Source organism: Acinetobacter albensis, assembly GCF_900095025.1.
Classification (GTDB): Bacteria; Pseudomonadota; Gammaproteobacteria; order Pseudomonadales; family Moraxellaceae; genus Acinetobacter; species Acinetobacter albensis.
Genome location: NZ_FMBK01000006.1, coordinates 26,687 through 45,607, shown reverse-complemented (window position 1 = coordinate 45,607; position 18,921 = coordinate 26,687). Strand labels below are relative to the sequence as shown.

The following is an 18,921-nucleotide window of genomic DNA, read 5'->3' as shown; positions in this document are numbered from 1 at the left end:
TTGCAGATCTTAGAATATTAAAAATATATCTGCTGTACTTCCAAGCCTTAATGGATCTGATACGAGGTGATATTATCTCACCACTGATTCAATTCGATCTAAATTCCACACACCGCCAGCAGCAATTCCCTTACACATTCCTGACCAACGATCGAGAGATTGTACAAAGACTTGACCATTCCAAATCCATGCACTCATGGCCCAACAGTCTCCAATACCCCGCCCTTTTTGTGCGCTACCGATTTCGCCGTTTCCAAAATCAGATGCAGACTCTGTCACAAACGTGGCTTTGCCTTTTAAAGATCGATCAATGACCCATGCTCCATAACCTTCATTGTAAGCACCTCGCCAACATGTTGTAGTGGCCAACACTTTATGATTACTTAGTGAATATAATTCAATGGCTTGGGATTGCGCGCCTTTTTCTGTATAAATTCCTTCGCAAAAATCACCACTGTCTTTCATGCTTGGTTTCGCTGCCATTAAAATTTTATGCAAATTTGCATACGGTTTACTTTGAGGCTGAAGTGTTAAATATGGTTTCTCTGCTGTTTTTACTTTTCTGATCATTAATTTAGGTTGTGCAGTCAAAACCTTTGACTCACTGGCTTTACCGCGTTTGAGTAAAGCCCCTACAGTTCCGATACGTTTCTGAAAATCGTCCATTTTTAACAACGCAGCAGTCATGCCAGCGTCGGAAATCTGCCATGTGTAATGGGCATTTTTAAACACGATTTTTGCATTTTGTTTGGCCTGTTGTTGTAATCCATTGCGCTGTTTTATATTCAGAGTGCCAATTAATGGGGCTTCAGAACCATCTATCGACACTACGCCGTAGTCTTTGTCATTTATATAAAAATGGATATTTTTAAGTTTATTTTGATCAAAGGCTTGATCATTATTCGACAAAGCAAAGTCTACTTGTAGCGCTTGTTGAGCACCAGCTTTACGTGTGAGTAAAATCGATGCAGGATAATCTTGATGATTATCATCTTGATAACCCGCAGCACGACAGGTTCCTGTATTACTACAATAAACTTCCCAATTTAAATGAGAAAAAGAAGTACCTTGAATAGGTTGTGCAAAGGTAGTTGGCAGGGTCAAAAAAAGTGCCCCGAAACTCATCAAGCCATGAATAATTTTCATCTTATTGTGGTCCTATTTTTCTATTTTATCGAAGCATCTATCATTTCAATATTATGGAATAATTTCAACAGATGCTGGATGCGAACATTGTTTAAATCCTTTCGATAGACCGCATAAATGGGTGCAATACAGGGCGTATCAGCTTGTAAGGTTTTATACACAATTTGTTTATTCCAAAAATCTTGAATCGCCTCAGGCACAATTGAAAGTCCAATCCCTGCTGCAATCAAGTTGAGGCTTGAGGTTAAACGAGGGGCTTCTTGTACAATATTCGGACTAAAACCGGCTTGGTAACAACTGGCTAAAATATTATCAAATAAATCCTGCCCAGCTAAGCGGCGGTATAACACAAAATCATAAGGCTCTAAACCCAACAACTGAATGGGGGTATTTACTCCTGCTAAAGGATGATTATTCGGCATAGCCACAATTAAAGGTTCATCCAAAATATGTAAGCTATTGAGTCCTAAACCTATCGGTGCCGGTTTACGCAAAAAGACGATGTCATTTTTTTCGTTAATAATCGAGTCTATTAATGAATTACTGCCATCTTCTTCAAGATGAATCGAAACGGCTGCAAAGGCTTCACGAAACTGACGCAGCAATGCAGGTAAAAATGAATGCAAACCCACTGAATTGGTAAATCCAATATTGATCTGCCCCTCTAGACCTTGAGCAATATTTTGTACTCGTTTCGGAATGGCTTGAGCATGTGCCAATATCGTCAAGGCTTCTTGATATAACGCCTTTCCTGCTTCCGTCACCTCCACACCACGGGGTAAGCGTTTCAGTAATGTCGCACCCAGTTCTTGTTCTAACTGTTGAATAATTCGGGTTAAAGGCGGTTGTTGCATATTCATACGAATGGCGGCTCGGGAGATATTACTTTCCTCGACGACAGCAACAAAAGCTTTAAGTTTATGAAAATCCATTTTAGATATACTTTTTAAGTATGCTTGGTGCTAAAAATAGCATTTTTCATCATATTTTAACAAGCGCATAATGCTCCCATCAAAGAGGAGATCAAGACATGAATACTGAGGTTATTTCTGTAGAACAGGTACAACACCCAACCACTATGGAATTATTTACAGGCTTTATGAAACTTGGTCTGATGGGATTTGGTGGCGTACTGCCTCTTGCACATCACATGATTGTGAAAGAACAAAAATGGCTCAGTTCAGAGCAATTCACCAATTTATTGGGAGTCTGTCAAATCTTGCCAGGTGGCAATATCATTAATATGGCTGTCGCGATTGGCATGGAGTTTCAAGGGATTAAAGGTGCGTTGAGTTCTGTGCTGGGTTTAATCTTTGCGCCCACCCTAATTGTGATCTTGATTTATCAGCTTTATTCACATTTTCAAAGTATTCCAACTGTGCAACACATGATTCAAGGCTTGGCTGCCGCTGCCGCAGGACTGTTATTTGCAACCGGTTTAAAAATGCTAAAACCTATTTTGAAAAGTTATTTAACCCTTTTTACGCTGACTTTGACCATTATTTTTATGCTTTTCTTAAAGTTGCCATTGGCACTGACCTTACTCATTTTAGTGGCAGTTAATCTGTTTATTTTAGGAGTTCGAAAAGCATGATTATTTTATTCACTCTGACCTTGGTATTTACGCAATTATCGCTGTTGGCATTTGGCGGTGGCAATGCCATTTTGCCCGAAATGCAAAATCAAGTGGTCAATATTCATCAATGGATGACTGCATCAGAATTTAGTTCAATGTTTGCTATGGCACAAGCCGCACCTGGCCCCAATATGATGATTGTGCCGCTCATCGGTTGGCATGTTGCAGGGCCGATGGGTTTACTGGTCACCTCAATTGCTAAATTTGGCCCCTCTTCAGTCCTGACCATCTTTGCCTTAAAGTTTTGGAATAATTTTAAAGATCACCCTTTTCGATCACGCTTTGAAAAAGCCTTAAAACCGATTACGGTTGGACTAGTTTTGGTCAGTGCATGGATTATTGCTGAAAGCTCTGCTTATAATCTTTTATTGGTCATTATTGTGGTCATTACGGCAGGATTAGGCTTTTTTAAGAATATTCATCCGATTTGGTTAATGCTGATTGGCGCAGGCTTAGGTGTCGCATTTTTATAAAATTTTAATGTAAAAAACCGCATTTTCATTCACTATTTGAAAATGCGGTTTTAAATAAAAATGTGATCTTAGGGATCTAAAGTCGATTCGAATGCACGCAAACGCTTATAAATAGAAAGTAGTTCAATAATCGTCGGCCATGAAGCAATTAAATACTGAAAAGATTCACGTACTTTGCCAAAAACATTACTAATCTGCATCATTAAACCCAACGTAATTGCGCCCGCAGCAATACTTGGAAAAAGCACAAACAGACCGTATAAATTATCCAATTGCATATACCAAATACGCACTAAATTAAAATAGGCATAATGGAAATATAAGCGAAAATAATTAAATCGAACTTTGCTAAACAACTCATTCAGGGTTAAGGGATCTGCTCGATCTGCATAATCCTCACCATAGACCAATTCTTTACGATAAGCGGCTTCAACTTTTTGGTTATTAAACTCTAAACCGGGCAGTTTATAGCCGACCAACATTAAAATGAATGTACCCAGAAGTGCCCAACCGACTGCGGCCCAAACCAGAGCATAAGGAATTTCACCAAAAACAGGAATTTCTTTTACATGCACAGAAAGCGCAAACAAAACAGGTAAAAATGCCAACAAGGTCATCAGTGCTTCCACCAAACTCACCCCTAAACTTTCCATGGTTTTGGCAAAGCGCATGGTGTCTTCTTGAATACGCTGTGAAGCACCCTCAATATGACGCAACTGCTCCCAATGAGCTGTATAGTAATCATTCATGGCAGTACGCCAACGGAACACATAATGACTCACAAAGAATAAATTAAAGACCGCAATCGTGACATAGACCATTGCAACATATAAAAAGGTCATAACGCCTTGATATAAATCGTTAACATCTCCCCCACCACTGCTTAACATTTTTTGAATGAGGTCATAAAATGGGTTATACCATGCATTTACAACCACATTCACCTGAACAGAAAACCAAATATTAAATAAAATAAAAGCCGAACCCCATACGGACCATTTCTGCCAAGGATGATCCGATTTAAAACGCCAAAATAATGCAAAAATGACGGTAGAAACCAAGAACCATAAATAAAACCATAAAAATGCAGGTGTCCAAAAGCGACTAACACCAATAGGTAATTCTGCTTTATGATAATTTTCAGCAAAACCTAAAAATGTGCCCCATCCATTCCCACCTGTATACCAAAGCGTTAAATTAAAGGCGAACCAGAGTATCAGTGATAAAAAGAACCATTTGGGGTTTGGGAAAAAAGATTTAAACATTACTGGCGGGTGATCCTTTATTTTTAGTGTGCAACGGAATCCTGCTTCAAAAGATCAAAAGTAAAATTTGAACCTTTAAAACGGATTGGCCATTATTCTCGTGTTTTCATCTTTGTAGCAATATATTGACTGTTTGTGAAATGTTTTTTTAGAATGCTTTGTTCAAAAATTTATAAATTAAAATAGACAAAAAGTTTAAGGGGATGTATTGACCTCATGCTTATCGTCTTTATGTTTCTTTCTATTTAGCATCAGCTTTATTTTGATGAGCATAAAATACAGATCTGGTCTGACATACAAAAAATGGGCTACAAATAAAAAACCAATATTGAGTAAAACACTACAACCATATAAAAGCTTTAGTCTTTATAAAGAAATCAATGATGGCGTTTTCAAACTCTGTAGTTTTCTATATTCATCCCTGTTGATTAAACCAATCTTAAAACTCATTTAAGACATCCATATACTTGTCATTTAAGCCAAAGAAACTTTAAATAAGAGAATGATGATTAAATTATTTGATGTATATGAAGCATTTCCATTTATCCCAATAATGCACCTTTATTGGGCAAACAACTGAAATAGATTAAATATATAGCAACTTATGCTATAATTTCACGACATCAGAACTACTGCTAACGGGAAGCAATATGCGTAAAACAGTTATTGAGTTACTCAAACCGATTACTCTTGAAAAAGAAAATTGTCCTTCTTTAGTGTTTGAACAAGGTACAATTTTGAAAGTACTGATGCAAACGCCGACTGGTTTATTGGTATGTGATGATTCAGACTTTAATTTTACCGTATCACTTAAAGATCAAAATGAAGTGTGGCGTGAACTCTAAATGTCGTTCATTTTGACCCACTAAACGAGTAATGATATAAAATAAAAATCAACTTAAGTGAAATACCTCTAGTTCAATTCAAGAACTGCTCGCTTTCACTTCAGTCTTCGTTGGATTAGTTTTTAACTGTACTCATAAAACTGATTGCTGAAAACAACCAAATAAACAAGATAAAACTACGTTCTTGGTTAAACTGCGTGACGTCTGTACCATGTAGAATATTATGCCGTGTCATGGTTACAGTCGAGCTGTTATCCATTTTATATGCGGCCAATTCTGAAAAATAAGTATTCAATTCACAGGCAATTTTTGCTTTGTGCCACAAACTTTTTATTTCATTGCCTTTAAGTCCCGGTACAATTTTATATACATCAATAAATTTGGTTTGATGCTGCGTTAAATAACCCCTTGCAAGCAGCACATCCGTGAGCAATCCTTCCAGTTGAGCGTATAAAAGTGGAACACAACCCGCAAAACACTGCATATCATAAAGCTTAAATGCTTCCTCAATCACCAAACGGCGTTGGATTTTATTTTCACCCGTTTCAAGTGCATCAAAAGCTTCAAGTAATTCAACTTGAAAATAGTCTGTTTGAATAACGTCCAGAAGATTAGAGTCGACATCGCTTTCATGCTGATTCATTAACGTCCAAATATGGACTAAGTTTAAGGCATCATTGGCAACTTTATTCTCCACAGGCTGATCTAACTGATTTGCCAACACTTCAAAATATGGCTCCTGAGTTGCAAGTCCTTTTAACATCTGAATGAGATGTTTGTGTTCAGCAGCCGACATCGATTGTAGATATTGACCCGCATTTTGCAAAATGCTTTGCCCGAGCTGTTTACCTTTTTCGTGTTGAGGAATTCGGGTGACTTCTTGTTCAAAATCATCAAAACCATCTTCAAAATCAGCATCGATCATGTGCTTATAACTCATACATTATCTCTTTAAGACCATTATCCCTATTATTGGCGAGCGAATATAGAAGAAAATTGCTATAACGAAGTTTACTGTTCAAGATTTGAAGCTTTTACCATTTATTCAAGCTTAGCTGCTTCCACGAATCAATTTTATACACACTCAATAACATTTTTTCGTTTTCAGAAATTGCCCAATCATTATGAGGTCGCACATCTTTGCCAGCAATTTTTAATGGTTGGTTTGATAGATTCAATTTGATCACTTTGTTCTAGATATGCTTGCTGTTGCAACGTGAATAGAAACTGCTTTGGTGTGTTCAGCTCAAGGAATCCCCTACCCAATTGCCACTATCACTCAAATGCATGCGCTGATAAAAGAACACGTATTTAGCCAGATACGGGAAATTTTGATGGTCATTATTTTGACTCTGTCTCAATTGTTTTGAATTATTTTCATCTCTCATATTTCCGAGCCAAATCGACAATACAACAAATAAAATAATGGTCATAGCCAGTAACAGGCTAAACATCTCATTCGTCCGTTTTAAAATCTACTTTAGAGTTTGATCATAAAAGTCAGCACATAGCTTTAGGCATTTTTAGGCAAAATATTTTTTCTTGATTTTCTTTTTCAGTATCTTACTCAAATTGGCTATAAATACTCAATCACGCCGATTAACGCACACTGACTTTAAGTATCTTTTGAACACATTTCCGCTATTCCTTTGTGCATCTTGCTATTAACTCAGGTAAAATCATCCACCTTGCATAAAATACGAATGAGAGAGTTATATCCGTGCGTAATATCTTAGTCACCAACGCCCTACCATACGCCAATGGCCCCATTCATATGGGTCACTTGCTCGGTTATATCCAAGCTGATATTTGGGTTCGTGCCATGCGTGCAATGGGACATGACGTGACTTATGTCTGTGCGGATGATGCTCACGGTACAGCCATTATGCTTCGTGCAGAAGCCAATGGCATTTCACCAGAACAACAAATTGCCAATGTGCAAAAAGAACATATCCGTGATTTTGACGGTTTTGGTGTACATTTTGATCATTACGATTCGACCAATAGTGAAGAAAATAAAAATCGCTCGTCTGAGATTTACATCAAAAACCGTGAAGCAGGCAATATTGCCATTCGTCCTGTGACGCAATTGTTTGATCCTGAAAAAAGTATGTTTTTATCGGATCGTTTTATTAAAGGCACCTGCCCGAAATGTAAAGCGGAAGACCAATACGGCGATGCCTGCGAAGTCTGCGGCACGACGTATAATGCAATTGAGTTGATCGAACCTAAATCGACTTTAAGTGGTGCAACCCCAATTGAAAAATCGTCTGATCATTACTTCTTTAAACTTCCAAATTTTGCTGAATATCTACAGAAATGGACACGTGATGAAGGTCGTCTACCTGTTTCTATTGCCAACAAGCTGGATGAATGGTTTGAAAATGGCTTAAACGATTGGGATATTTCACGAGATGCGCCATATTTCGGTTTTGAAATTCCAGATGCGCCAAATAAATATTTCTACGTTTGGGTCGATGCGCCAATTGGTTATATGTCGAGTTTTGAAAACTATATTAAAACCAAACGTCCAGACTTAAGCTTTGATGATTATTGGAAAAAAGATTCTGAAAATGAGGTCTATCACTTCATTGGTAAAGACATCGTTTACTTCCACGCATTGTTCTGGCCTGCAATGCTTGAAGGTGCAAATTACCGTACGCCATCAGGTTTATTCGTGAATGGTTTCTTGACTGTAAACGGTCAAAAAATGTCGAAATCACGTGGTACATTCATTAAAGCTGAAACCTACCTTGAACATTTAAACCCTGAATATTTACGTTATTACTTTGCCTCTAAACTGTCGGATAAAGTTGAAGATTCTGATTTGAATTTGGATGATTTTGTTCAGAAAGTGAATTCAGACTTGGTCGGTAAAGTGGTGAATATTGCCAGCCGTTGTGCCAAATTTATCAATACTAAGTTTGATAATAAGCTAAGTGCAACTTGTGCAGAGCCAGAACTTGTTCAAAGCTTTATTGATGCGAGTGCTTCAATTGCATCTCAGTATGAAGCGCGTGAGTTCTCTGCCGCGATTCGTGAAATCATGTCATTGGCAGATAAAGCAAACCAATACATTGATGAGAAAAAGCCTTGGGCGCTTGCGAAAATTGAAGGTGAAGAACAGCAAGTACATGATGTATGTTCTGTGGGGATTAACCTCTTCCGTCAATTGGCGGTTTATCTTGCTCCTGTGTTGCCGACTTTGGCGGGGCAAGTTCAAGACTTCTTAAAATTAGACCGCTTTGACTTTGCTTCTGCTCAAACTGCCTTGGTTGATCATGAAATTGCTTTGTTCCAACCGCTCATGCAACGTGTCGACCCGAAAGCGGTTGCGGCAATGGTGGATGCTTCTAAAGACTCTTTAGCAGCTGCGGCTGAACCTGTCAAAGTTGAAAAGAAAAAAGAGAAGAAGGCTGCACCTGCCAAAGTTGAACTTAAAGTTGGCGAAGCAGAGATTATTGGCATTGAAGATTTTATGAAAGTTGACCTGCGTGTTGCTGAGGTTTTAGATGCGGCTCACGTTGAAGGCTCTGACAAATTGCTTCAATTGACTTTAAATGTCGGTGAAGCTGAACCACGCAATGTATTCAGTGGTATTCGTGAGTTCTACGTACCTGAAGACCTTAAAGGCAAATTGGTGGTCATGGTCGCTAACCTTGCTCCACGTAAAATGCGTTTTGGTATTTCAAACGGTATGGTGCTCGCTGCGGGCAATGGCGAAGGTGTTTGGGTGATTTCACCTGAATCTGGCGCTAAAGCGGGTGATAAAGTGTCTTAAGATTTAGACACTGAGATAAGAAAAAGCCTCTACATTGTAGGGGCTTTTTTATTACTAACCTCACCTCTTATCAATTGACCTGTGGCATCGACGTCAATCATTCGTTAAAAATACAGGGACGTACACTTTAACAAAAAAAAAGGGTTTATTACTTTTGGTACGATAAAAGTAAAACAATCAAATATTCTCTTCTTATAAAATAGTATGGAAAGTATTGATTTTAACTGAGATCTAAAATTTAATAGTGCTAAATATCAAAAGACAATACATGTATGTCAAATACTAAATTCTCAGATGAGTTTAAAAAACTTAAACCAAACTACGAAAAATTAGGTTCAAATGTCCAACAGTCATTAGAAATTTTTCTTAATGAACAAGATATACCTTATCTTTCTATAAAAAATCGAGTCAAAGAATTACAATCTTACTTAGAAAAAATTGAAAGGAAAGGATATGAAAAACCAATAAATGAGATTGAGGATATTTGCGGAATTCGTATTATTTGTTATTTCCAAAATGATATTGAAAAAATTAAAGATATAATTTTAAAAGAGTTTGATGTAACTGAAAATCAGTCTAAACAAGAACTATTAAATGCTACCGAATTTGGATATCGTTCTACTCATTTCATTGCAACAATTAAAGATTCTTGGACAAGCACCCCTAACTACAGAGGACTCAATGATTTAAAATTTGAAATTCAAGTTCGAACCATTTTAATGCATTCATGGGCTGAAATTGAACACAAATTAGCTTATAAATCAGAAGTGGATATTCCCAAAGAACTACGTAGAAAATTCTCTTTTATAAGTGCTGTCCTAGAGGATGCAGATATTAAATTTGAAGAAATTAAGAATGCAATTGCTAAAAACAAAAGTCAACTCATCAAGGAAGCGAAAAGAAAGCAACAATTTGATGAAAACTTAGAATTAAATCTAGATAATCTTCAAGCATTTTTAGATTATGCATTTGAGGATAGAAAATCTGATATTAAAGAAACAAGAAGCGTTTTAAAGGAAATGCTTAAGTACAATATTTCATTTAAGAATTTGATCCTCAATTATTTCCAATATAAAGACATTCTAAAACAAATAGAAAATGAAACTATCAAAGAGATAGATAATCATGATGAAGATCTACTATGGCATCAGGCCGGTGCTGTAAGAAAATTAATGGAACTTATCAGTGATGATTTCTTTAATGATAGAAAAACATATCCCCTTGCACATATCGTAAAAAAATATCGCAGTAAAAATATTTAAAAAACAAATCACTGATGAAATTAATTATGAAAAATCTAAACCCGCTTTTTCTTACTCTAGCCCTAAACACAACAGCCATCACCACCCAAGCTGCCGAATCCACCATCCCCCAACAAAAACAAGTTTCAGGCTATTACCAATACCAAGCGGGTGATGTACAAATCACTGCCCTGCTCGATGGCACCAATTTCATGTCGCCTAAACTATTTCAAAACCTTCCAGAAAAAGAAATACATGACATTTTAAAGAAATATGCTGCTGACCAAGCTAAAGGTGTACAAACCTCTGTAAATGCCTTTTTAGTAAATACAAGTCATTCACTGGTTTTGGTGGATAGCGGTGCTGCCACTTGTTTTGGTACACATTTGGGTTCAGTGTTAAGCAACTTAAAAGCATCAGGCCACAAACCAGAACAAGTTGATACGATTTTATTGACACATTTACACCCAGACCATGTTTGCGGTATTAGCCAAAATGGAATCGCTAACTTTCCCAATGCAATGGTTTATGTCTCGAACGATGAAGCGAACTATTGGCTAAATCCGAAACAAGCCAGCAAACTCCCGAAAGACAAACAAGCAGGTTACTTAGGGACTGTTGAAAAAATTAAACAGGCGATTGCACCTTATCAAGCCAAACAACGATTTAAAACGTATCAATTGGGCGATCAAGTTCAGGGCTTTAAAGTGATGAATACCGCGGGGCATACGCCGGGACATTTTAGCTATGCGCTAAAAACCAAAGATGAAACCGTGGTATTTATTGGTGACATTGTGCACTCACATACCGTGCAATTCGATAAACCAGAAACGGCAATCGATTATGATATCGACCCGAAAAAAGCAGTACAAACCCGTTTAAAACAATTTAAAGATTATGCTAAAAATGGACAAACCATTGCTGCACCACATTTGCCTTTTCCCGGCATTGGGCATATTTATTCAGCAGATGATCAACGCTACCAGTGGATTCCAATCCATTTTAAAGACTGATGCATAAAAGTGCTTTATCAAAAATAATGCCCGTCAGTTGACAAACTGACGGGCATCTTCACTATAAAAAGTCCATTTTTTGATGATTATAAAATTTTATCGGAAATTTAAAGCCACACATATTTGCTTTATTCATCTGATTTTAATTTAGGATAAATGTGTTTTTGTGACTTGATAACGTCAGAATCATGAACCTGTTAAATCTTGCAAAGTATGTACCTCTCCTGCTTGATAACCATTCCGTCCATTTTGTTTCGCATGATACAAATTCTGGTCGACCTCACTTAAAAACCCGACTCTGTCTTGTTGTTCTGTAGGGATGATGGTTTTCACCCCGATACTACAACTCACATAATCAGAAATAGTCGAAGCACAATGCGGTAATTTGGCATTGTTTAATGCCTGTAGCAAACTTTCAGCAATTTGAATTGCAGCAGTTTCGTCTGTTTCAGGTAAAACAATCGCAAATTCTTCTCCACCAAAACGTGAAACCAAATCTCGTGGGCGACTACAACATGTTGTCCATAATTGTGCTATCTCACGTAAACATTGGTCGCCCTGAAGATGACCATGTTGATCGTTATATTGTTTAAAATAATCCAGATCAATCAGTAAAATAGACAGCGGTTGTTGTAAACGGATTGCACTTTGCCATTCACGTGCAAAAAACTCATCAAATAAACGGCGATTGGCAATTCCAGTTAAACCATCTTTATAGGAAAATTCTTCTAGCTGACGTTGGAGTATTTCTAATTGCTGCTCTTGTTTTTTACGTTCAGAGATATCAAACATAAACCCAACCAGTGAATCTACATCACCATTTTCTTTACGGATGACATGAACCACATCTCGAATCCAAAGATACGATCCATCCGCTTTTAAAGCACGGTAATCTGCTTCATGATCAATTCCTGCAATTGATTGTGCGACACACATGCTGAAGGTCTTATCACGATCTAACTCGTGCATACGATCAACCCAGTCTTGTACCGACTTCCATGACTGCTGTTGCCAACCCAGCAATTTTTCAATTTGTGGGCCAATATAGGTAAATTGCTTCGTGTCCCAATCGATACTCCATGGGATGGCCAGAGTCGATTCAATTAAAGTTTTATATACCACTTCGTTGTATACATGATTATTTTTGAATGGGCTATTTTGCATTGGCTGACTCATCTTATGTTAATCAGCATATCTGAATCATTACCGAATAGGCTTAAGATGCAATGCCGATTTTATTGAACTGTTGATCTTGCATAACAAGTGCAAGGTATTCTGTATTGTATATTGTTTAATTAAAATAGAATTTATCTCAGCTTAAATAATGAGTATATTTTTTAATCAAAAAAATAAAAAGAGATACTGGACTTTTATCTTAAAACTAAAAAAATAGAAATATAATATCCCCTCTAAATGACAATAGAACTAGCTTTAATGTCAGAAATTTGCCTATAGTATATCGGGGCACTTTTCATGAGTTTCATAGCATATGGCTGTTCATTTTTTTCATACATCAGACTGGCACTTGGGTCAGTTTTTTTATAATCACTCACGTCAGTATGAACATGAACAGTTTCTAAAATGGTTACTCGAACAAATCAAGCAAAAACAACCCAATGCCTTACTCATTGCAGGGGATATTTTCGATGTGATTAATCCTGCATCTTTGGCTCAAAAACAACTTTATCAATTTTTAGCCGATGCTCATGCTTGTGCACCCCATATGCAAACGCTGATGATTGCAGGCAATCATGACTCAGGTTATCGAATTGAACAGGTCGAGCCTTTACTAGAAAAATATAATGCCAAAACTGTCGGTGTGATTCATAAGAATGCAGCGGGTCAACTCGATTTAGATCGTTTAATGTTACCCATTTATGATGAAAACAAGAATATCGTGGCATGGTGTTTGACCCTGCCCTTTTTACGTCCTGCAGAAATCACTGGATTTAATGAACATACCAGTAATAGTCAAAATGCAATTGCCTATTTACATCAGCAATTGATCCGTGAAGCCAAAGAACGTAAAACAGCAGATCAAGCCCTGATTTTAATGTCACATGCACATATGCAAGGGGGTGAAACCTCAGACTCTGAGCGCCCAATAATAATCGGTAATGAAGAAGCCCTTTCTACCACATTATTTGATGAAGTCATTGATTACGTCGCACTTGGACATTTACACAAACCTCAAAAAGTTCAGCACGCTCATATTCGTTATAGTGGCTCCCCGATTCCTTTATCTTTTAGTGAAATCAACTACAAGCATCAGGTGGTTGAAGTTAAAATTCAACCTCATCAGCAAGATGATACACGGCTTAGGTTGAATGTACTTGAAGTGCCACGCAGTATTCATTTGCATAAAATTTCAGGCGAACTTGATGAAGTAATGCAGAAGTTACGCGCTTTAGCCACTGGAGAAATTTCTGCGATCGAGCAACGTGAATATGTAGATGTGGAATACTATTCACTTGTCCCGCCGCCGCTCGATTTACGCCAACAAATAGAACAGGCTTTGCCACCCAATCGATACCGTTTGGTGCGTATCTATCGTAAACCGATTCAGCAAGATCATGGCCTTGATGCACAAAGCAAAATGAATTTAGAACCGCCTACCCCAGAACAATTATTTGAAACACTTTGGGAAAAAATGGGCTATCAAGTAGATGACGAAGTACAACGCGATTTCCTTCAACTTTTACATGATGCTCAACAGACGCTTGAACATGCTACACCCGATCAATAGGCACAATCGATGAAAATTTTACGTTTAAATTTATGTAATTTGGCCTCTATTGCGGGTGAACACAGTATTGATTTTGAGTCTGAACCTCTATCGAATGCAGGTTTAATTGCCATCACAGGTAAAACTGGTGCAGGTAAATCCACATTATTAGATGCCATGTGTTTGGCACTTTATGATCAAATTCCACGCTTAAATGGTGCAGTAGGTAGTTTAAAAGACCCAAGTGGACAAGGGATCTCAATTAAAGATTCAAAAAATATTTTACGCCGTGGTACGACCACAGGCTTTGCTGAACTTGAATTTATCGCTTTGGATCAAAAACGCTATATTGCACGTTGGGATATTCGACGTGCGCGTAATAAAATGGATGGGAATTTAAAAGTAGATCGTGCTATTCGTTGTGTCGAAGATCAACGTATTTTGACGCAAAAAATTTCTGAATGTACGCCTACCATTGAAAAATTAATTGGACTAAGCTTTGAACAATTTACCCGTGCGGTGCTATTAGCACAGTCAGAAGTCGGCGCATTTTTAAAAGCCAAAGACCAAGACCGCGCAGATTTACTAGAATATTTAACCAACTCGCATATCTTTAGTGTCGTCAGTCAAAAAGCTTTTGAAAAAACCAAAGAGATTCGTCAGCAAAAAGAACAATTACAAAGTTTGATTGGACATATAGAACTCCTCAGCGAAGAACAAGTGGTAGAGCTTAAACAACAGCATGAGCAAAGTCGACTCCAATTAAGAAGTCAGCAACAGGCAGAAAAATTATTACAAAATGACCTACGCTGGCATCAGCAACAACACGTATTACACACAGAGATTCAAGCCAAAAAGGAATTTTATTGGGTACAAGTTGACGCCAATGAAAAAATGGCAGCACAGAAAGCTCTATTAGAAAAACTTGATCAATTTCAAAGCATTCGTGATGCCTTTGTGCAACAGAAAAACATTCAGCAACAGAGGGTTGAACTTAAACAACAACAAACTATTTTTTTAACTCAATTTCACAGCTTAGAACAGCAATATTTTCAACATCAGACCCAACTGAAGGCGCTTATCGTTGCACTTAGAACTCAGCAACAACAACATGTAGAATTCAAACCAACGCTTGAGCAAACTTTAGATTTAGACAATCAAATTGACGTTTTAATCAAACAATATAAAAATACTCAAACCCAAATAGAGCAGATTCTGACGAATCAAATTCAACCCTTTACTCAACAACAATCGATACTCCAGCAGCAATTACAGCTCATTCAGCAAGATCATCAAAAACTTGAACAACAACTCTTGACTAGCCAAAATTTAGCTGTTTTTGATCGTGAACCTCAAGCCACCATTGAGCGCTTACAACAATTTGAAAAATTACAGCAGCAAATTCAGCAAAAAAATGAAGCTTATACGCAATCTTCAAGCGCTGAACTAAGACAGCAACTGGCTGAACGATACCTTCAACAACGCGTTTTAATACAACAGTACGGTGATTTAAACCACATGGAGCAGCAACAGAGTACGTTGCGGCAGCAGCAATCTTCAGCCCAAGATTGCTTGCACCATGTGGAGCAAACTCTTTTCTTACTGCAACAAATTTTCAAGGATCAGCAAGAGCAACAACAGATTCAAATACACCATGCGCAATTTTTGGTGCAAAGTAAGACACTACAACATGATATCGAACAGGCGCAGCAACAGTATTTAAGCGCTCAAAAGGCCCGCGAACAGGTGCAAGAACTCTTTGCACAACAACGTTTACTGCAAACACAAAGTGTGCAAAATTTACGTGCTCAGCTACAGCCTGATACAGCTTGTATGGTGTGTGGCAGTAATGAACATCCTTTTGTTAGTCATCAAGAACTTTTGCATTCTGCATTACAACATGTGCAAGATATTCAGTTACAGCAGGGGCAAAATGAAGAAACACAAGCTCATGAGGCTTTGCAAAAACTGATTCTTGCTCAGTCACGATTACATACACTCATAGAGCAAAAAACCTTACGCTTAGAAGAGTTAGTTCAAAACCAGCAACTTCAATTCAGCCAGATCCAACACATTATTCAACAACAGCATTTGGAGGTAAATACTGATCTTAAACCCGATGCATTACAATCACAGCTCAACCAATTGAAGCATGAGATTAAGCAACAGCAGATAAAGTACGCGGAACAACAGCAACAATTGCAGCAGTACATTCAACAAAGCCGTACACTCAATCAAGATATTCAGACCCTAGAGATGGTCGAACAACAATTTAATCAACTTGAACAATGTGTTGAACCTTTACTCAAACAATTTGATCAACCATTACTCATCCAGTGGCAAAAAAATGCTCATTTAAGCCAACAACTGATTCAAGATATTCAAACGCGTAGCCACACCATACAGCAACTTGAGAAAATGGGATTGCAACAACAAAACCTGCAACAACAACTTGCGTATACCCAAAAAGAATTACAGTTCTATCAATTACAAATACAGCAATTCGAACAACAAAATCATGCCACTAGTGCTGAAGGGACTGTTTTGCGTCAGCGTATTAAAAATCTGATTGCGCCATTTAATGATCAAGGCTTTGATGTTGGGAAAAAATGGTTATTGGCCTTAGACAACGAAAAAATTGAACTTGAACAAAACATTGAACAACAACGTCAGCACTTCAGCCAAAGTGACCAGCACTTCCAGCAAGCACAACTGAAGCAACAAGAGTATCAAACCACCGCCAACCAATTTGAACAGCGCTTAGAGCAGCTTGAAGCCCACATTGCGTCATGGCAAAAGCAACATGCCCACTTTAGTCTTGACGACATTCAACATTGCTTAAGTCTCTCTTCTCAAGAAGCACAAAATATTCGTTTGTATGTGGAAAGACAGCAGCAAGCGGTTTTAAGTGCTAAAAGTGTATTGGATACCTTAGAGCATCAATTTGAAAAACATCAAGCTCAGCAACCTGAATTGAGCTTTGAAGATGTACAGCAGCAACTGCATACATTCGAGGCCGAACTTCTACATCTACAAGAACAATTTAATGAACTGGATGCCAAACAGCGTTTGCAGCATCAAGCTCTGGCACAGTCCGCCAAATATCAACAACATATTGAAAAAATCGTTGCTGAAGAATATCGTTGGGGACGAATTTCTGAACTGATCGGAAGTAAAGAAGGCACAAAATTTCAAAAAATGGCACAAGAATATCATTTAGATATTTTAGTTGAATACGCCAATCAGCAATTGCAGCCCTTAGCTGCACGTTATCAATTGCAACGTATTCCTGATAGCCTTGGACTGGCCATCATTGATCATGATATGAATGGTGAAATACGTCCTGTCCTGTCGTTGTCAGGCGGTGAAACTTTTTTGGTGTCTTTAGCCTTGGCATTGGCAATTGCAAATATGGCATCAGGCTCAATGAAACTAGAATCCTTATTTATCGATGAGGGTTTTGGCACACTGGATCCTGCATCGTTGCATCTGGTGATGAATGCTTTAGATCAGCTGCAAAGCCAAGGACGTAAAGTGGTTTTAATTTCTCATATTCAAGATATGCACGAACGTATTCCTGTACAAATTCAAGTCAACTCAATTGGTGCAGGCGCAAGTCGTATTCATATCACAGGCTAATCCCAGTTGGTTATGGTTCCTCAAATGAGGAAAAAGAACGAGCCTTTTTAATTTCAGCTTTATTCACATGCGCCTTCAAACAACTCAAATAAAAGTTTCAAAACTAAAAAAGCCTCGACATCCTGTCGAGGCTTTCTAGATTCGGTATTAGGTATAACTCCTGTCCTACCTAGCACATCCATGTTGTTATCTTTTATTATTCTTATAAGGGAAACATCCTGTCTCCTGATAAAACTATAATAAGAAATTCATGCTCTTGATACTAGCGGCAAAAGACACCATCTGATGTAAGCTAAAACGTACAACAACATAACCTGTGCTTGTAGAAAATTAGACTTGAACTGGCTGTTTAAACAGAATAGTCACGCGTCCCAAACAATGCCGTACCGATTCGAACCATGCTAGAACCTGCCGCAATCGCTTCAACCATATCACCAGACATGCCCATACTTAAGGTATCCCAATCTTCAGGATAAGCATGATGCTGTTTAACTTCATCAAAAAGTTGTTTAGCTTGAAGTAAAGCACCACAATTATCTGGTGCTGGAATAACCATTAAACCACGCAGTTTTAAATGTGAAAGCTGACTGATCTGTTTCACCAAATCTGCAACATCATTGGGATGACAACCATCTTTGGTATTTTGCCCATCAATGTTGACTTGCAAACATATATTGAGTGCAATCTGCGTATCTTCGCGCTGATTCGACAAGCGCTCAGCAATAATGAAACGATCTACTCCATGTATCCAAGCAAAGTTTGCAGCCAAATGCTTCGTTTTATTGCGTTGTACATGACCAATAAAATGCCATTCAATCTCCAAATCGTTCAGACTCTGAATTTTATCTAACGCTTCTTGTAAATAATTTTCTCCAAATTTGTGCTGACCCGCGTGATACATTTCACGTAAAGTTTCACTGGGATGCGTCTTGGAAACTGCCAATAACGCTACAGTTTTGGGATCACGTTGGCTATATTTACATGCTACTTCAATCTTCTGTAAAACTTGACTTCGTGACGCTAGAAAATTATTCATTGACGAGATTCTCACTTCATTCATCTTTTTTTTCTTTGCCGATAAACTAACTGTTGGTTAAGCTCAGGGAAAGCCTTATTATTCTAACAAAATAAATAACATTTAAATGGTCTTGGGGAAA

14 protein-coding genes are annotated in these 18,921 nt (G+C 37.8%); 8 read left to right on the top strand and 6 right to left on the bottom strand.

The annotated features are described in order from the left end of the window. Window positions 1-72: 72 nt before the first annotated feature. On the bottom strand, window positions 73-1,137 hold the full coding sequence (locus GA0116959_RS05950) for a DUF1176 domain-containing protein (RefSeq protein ID WP_425304203.1): 1,065 nt from the start codon (window positions 1,135-1,137) through the stop codon (window positions 73-75). Between the two features lie 29 nt (window positions 1,138-1,166). Further along, the gene (locus GA0116959_RS05945; RefSeq protein ID WP_092719389.1) at window positions 1,167-2,078 is read right to left on the bottom strand and encodes a LysR family transcriptional regulator; all 912 of its coding nucleotides are present in this window, start codon (window positions 2,076-2,078) and stop codon (window positions 1,167-1,169) included. A gap of 98 nt (window positions 2,079-2,176) precedes the next feature. Between GA0116959_RS05945 and GA0116959_RS05940 the strand changes: the two genes are divergently transcribed. Both GA0116959_RS05940 and GA0116959_RS05935 read left to right on the top strand, forming a co-directional pair. Beyond that, entirely contained in the window at window positions 2,177-2,740 is a 564-nt protein-coding gene (locus GA0116959_RS05940; protein ID WP_092719386.1) for a chromate transporter, read from the top strand. After that, window positions 2,740-3,255, top strand: a complete 516-nt coding sequence (locus tag GA0116959_RS05935; protein ID WP_053580306.1) for a chromate transporter — start codon at window positions 2,740-2,742, stop codon at window positions 3,253-3,255. Before GA0116959_RS05940 ends, GA0116959_RS05935 begins: the two co-directional genes overlap by 1 nt. A gap of 68 nt (window positions 3,256-3,323) precedes the next feature. Here GA0116959_RS05935 and sbmA read toward each other — a convergent pair whose 3' ends face one another. Further along, window positions 3,324-4,520: a peptide antibiotic transporter SbmA gene (sbmA, locus tag GA0116959_RS05930; protein ID WP_053579743.1), complete on the bottom strand. Its 1,197-nt coding sequence runs from the start codon at window positions 4,518-4,520 to the stop codon at window positions 3,324-3,326. A gap of 650 nt (window positions 4,521-5,170) precedes the next feature. Between sbmA and GA0116959_RS05925 the strand changes: the two genes are divergently transcribed. Then, window positions 5,171-5,365, top strand: coding sequence for a hypothetical protein (locus tag GA0116959_RS05925; RefSeq protein WP_053579742.1), 195 nt, complete (start codon window positions 5,171-5,173; stop codon window positions 5,363-5,365). 115 nt (window positions 5,366-5,480) lie between these two features. On the opposite strand, the gene GA0116959_RS05920 is transcribed toward GA0116959_RS05925, so the two are convergent. Beyond that, on the bottom strand, window positions 5,481-6,290 hold the full coding sequence (locus GA0116959_RS05920) for a hypothetical protein (protein ID WP_092719686.1): 810 nt from the start codon (window positions 6,288-6,290) through the stop codon (window positions 5,481-5,483). A 795-nt stretch (window positions 6,291-7,085) separates the two neighbouring features. Between GA0116959_RS05920 and metG the strand changes: the two genes are divergently transcribed. The 3 genes from metG (at window position 7,086) to GA0116959_RS05900 (ending at window position 11,400) form a co-directional block, all read left to right on the top strand. Next, window positions 7,086-9,146, top strand: a complete 2,061-nt coding sequence (metG, locus tag GA0116959_RS05910) for a methionine--tRNA ligase (protein WP_092719380.1) — start codon at window positions 7,086-7,088, stop codon at window positions 9,144-9,146. Window positions 9,147-9,418: 272 nt separating this feature from the next. After that, complete coding sequence (locus GA0116959_RS05905) at window positions 9,419-10,408, top strand: GTP pyrophosphokinase (protein ID WP_092719377.1); 990 nt, start codon at window positions 9,419-9,421, stop codon at window positions 10,406-10,408. 26 nt (window positions 10,409-10,434) lie between these two features. Beyond that, window positions 10,435-11,400: an MBL fold metallo-hydrolase gene (locus tag GA0116959_RS05900; RefSeq protein WP_092719374.1), complete on the top strand. Its 966-nt coding sequence runs from the start codon at window positions 10,435-10,437 to the stop codon at window positions 11,398-11,400. 186 nt (window positions 11,401-11,586) lie between these two features. Here the strand turns inward: GA0116959_RS05900 and GA0116959_RS05895 are convergent, their stop codons facing one another. Further along, window positions 11,587-12,564 (bottom strand): GGDEF domain-containing protein, encoded by a 978-nt coding sequence (locus tag GA0116959_RS05895; protein WP_092719371.1) that lies wholly within the window; start codon window positions 12,562-12,564, stop codon window positions 11,587-11,589. Window positions 12,565-12,889: 325 nt separating this feature from the next. On the opposite strand from GA0116959_RS05895, the gene GA0116959_RS05890 reads away from it, so the two are divergent. Together GA0116959_RS05890 and GA0116959_RS05885 are read left to right on the top strand one after the other, a co-directional pair. Further along, entirely contained in the window at window positions 12,890-14,146 is a 1,257-nt protein-coding gene (locus GA0116959_RS05890) for an exonuclease SbcCD subunit D C-terminal domain-containing protein (protein WP_092719367.1), read from the top strand. Between the two features lie 9 nt (window positions 14,147-14,155). Further along, on the top strand, window positions 14,156-17,764 hold the full coding sequence (locus GA0116959_RS05885) for an AAA family ATPase (protein WP_092719364.1): 3,609 nt from the start codon (window positions 14,156-14,158) through the stop codon (window positions 17,762-17,764). Between the two features lie 349 nt (window positions 17,765-18,113). On the opposite strand, the gene GA0116959_RS05880 is transcribed toward GA0116959_RS05885, so the two are convergent. Continuing rightward, window positions 18,114-18,800, bottom strand: a complete 687-nt coding sequence (locus tag GA0116959_RS05880; RefSeq protein ID WP_092719361.1) for a YggS family pyridoxal phosphate-dependent enzyme — start codon at window positions 18,798-18,800, stop codon at window positions 18,114-18,116. Window positions 18,801-18,921: the final 121 nt, after the last annotated feature.